Raw genomic sequence first — 1,276 nt, 5'->3', positions numbered from 1 at the left:
CAGGGCTAACTCACCTTGGGTAGTGTAATATTCGAGACATTTTAGACTTGTACTCTATATGTAGTGGTCTATGGTGGCTGGATGCCTAACAAAACAAGACGTGACAAGTATGCAGCAGGTTTTCCGGATGGATTTGAAGAGTTCGAAATACTTGAAGATCCGCGCAGTGGAAAATATCCGAGGCATTATTTTGGTGAAATCATCTTCATTGCACTGGCCGCCATGATCTGTGGCAGCGAGGGGTTCGATGATTTCGAACGCTTCGCCAAAACCAGGGAGAAGTGGCTTCGCAAACACCTTAGGTTGCCGGGAGGGGTTCCCAGTAACGACACATTCCGCCGTATCTTCACCCGGATTGATCCCGACAGGTTCTGCGAATGCTTCGCCGCCTTTGTGCTGGGCATCAGCGGCAGGCTCAAGGAGCAGTTGATAGCCATTGACGGCAAGACGCTGCGCCACAGTTTTGAAAACGCCGACCCGACGACCAGTCTGCACCTCATTAGCGCATGGGCATGCGAGAACCAACTCACCCTCGGCCAGCTCGCCGTTGACGGGAAGTCCAACGAAATTACCGCCGTGCCCGAACTCATCAGACAGCTCGATCTCGAAGGTCATACCGTCAGCCTGGACGCCATGGGCTGCCAGAAGGCCATCGCCCGCAGTCTTTATCTTGAGCGGGCTGACTATATCCTGGCGCTCAAAGCGAATCATCCCAACTTCCATCAACGGCTCGAGGCCTTCTTCAACAGTCCCGCACACATCAGGCAGACCCAAAGCCTTGGCAAAACCCTCACCGCTGCCGATGTCAAAGGCAAGGCGCACGGACGGCGGGAAAGACGCGTTGTTCTGGCCACCGACCATCTCGATTGGATCGACAAAAACGAACGCGAAAGCTGGCTGGGACTCAAAAGCGTGGTATGCGTCGAAGCCCACCGGAAAAATCTCAGCACAGACAAAAAAAGCGTCCAGAAACGATACTACCTGACGAGCCTTGAGCCTGATGCCGCACGGTTGCAAGAGTTAATCCGGCAGCACTGGTCAATCGAAAACCAGTGTCATTGGATACTCGACGTCACCTTTGACGGGGACCAGAGCCGTGCCCGCAAAGGCTACGCGGCAGCCAATCTGGCGATGCTACGCAAGGTGGTCCTGAGTCTTTTAAAAAACGACACCATCATCAAGGACACCATTCGGGGAAAGCGTTACCGAGCCGCACTCGATGAAAGCATCCTCGAAAACATCATCTTCCCCAAGTCCTCAAGATGAGTTAGCCCTG

At 53.8% G+C, this 1,276-nt stretch carries 1 protein-coding gene; it reads left to right on the top strand.

Going from position 1 to position 1,276, the window contains the following annotated elements:
• Positions 1–81: 81 nt before the first annotated feature.
• Positions 82–1,266 (top strand): ISAs1 family transposase, encoded by a 1,185-nt coding sequence (locus CSA35_09855; protein ID PIE53716.1) that lies wholly within the window; start codon positions 82–84, stop codon positions 1,264–1,266.
• The last annotated feature ends 10 nt before the right edge of the window (positions 1,267–1,276 follow it).

Origin of the sequence: Dethiosulfovibrio peptidovorans (assembly GCA_002748665.1) — a bacterium.
Classification (GTDB): Bacteria; Synergistota; Synergistia; order Synergistales; family Dethiosulfovibrionaceae; genus Dethiosulfovibrio; species Dethiosulfovibrio peptidovorans_A.
Note: the sequence above shows the minus strand (reverse complement) of the source record. Positions and strands in the feature narration are given on the sequence as shown.

What these genes read in the sequence shown, in the direction of transcription:
- CSA35_09855 (PIE53716.1), top strand. Translation starts at nt 82, where the DNA reads ATGCCTAACAAAACAAGACGTGACAAGTATGCAGCAGGTTTTCCGGAT.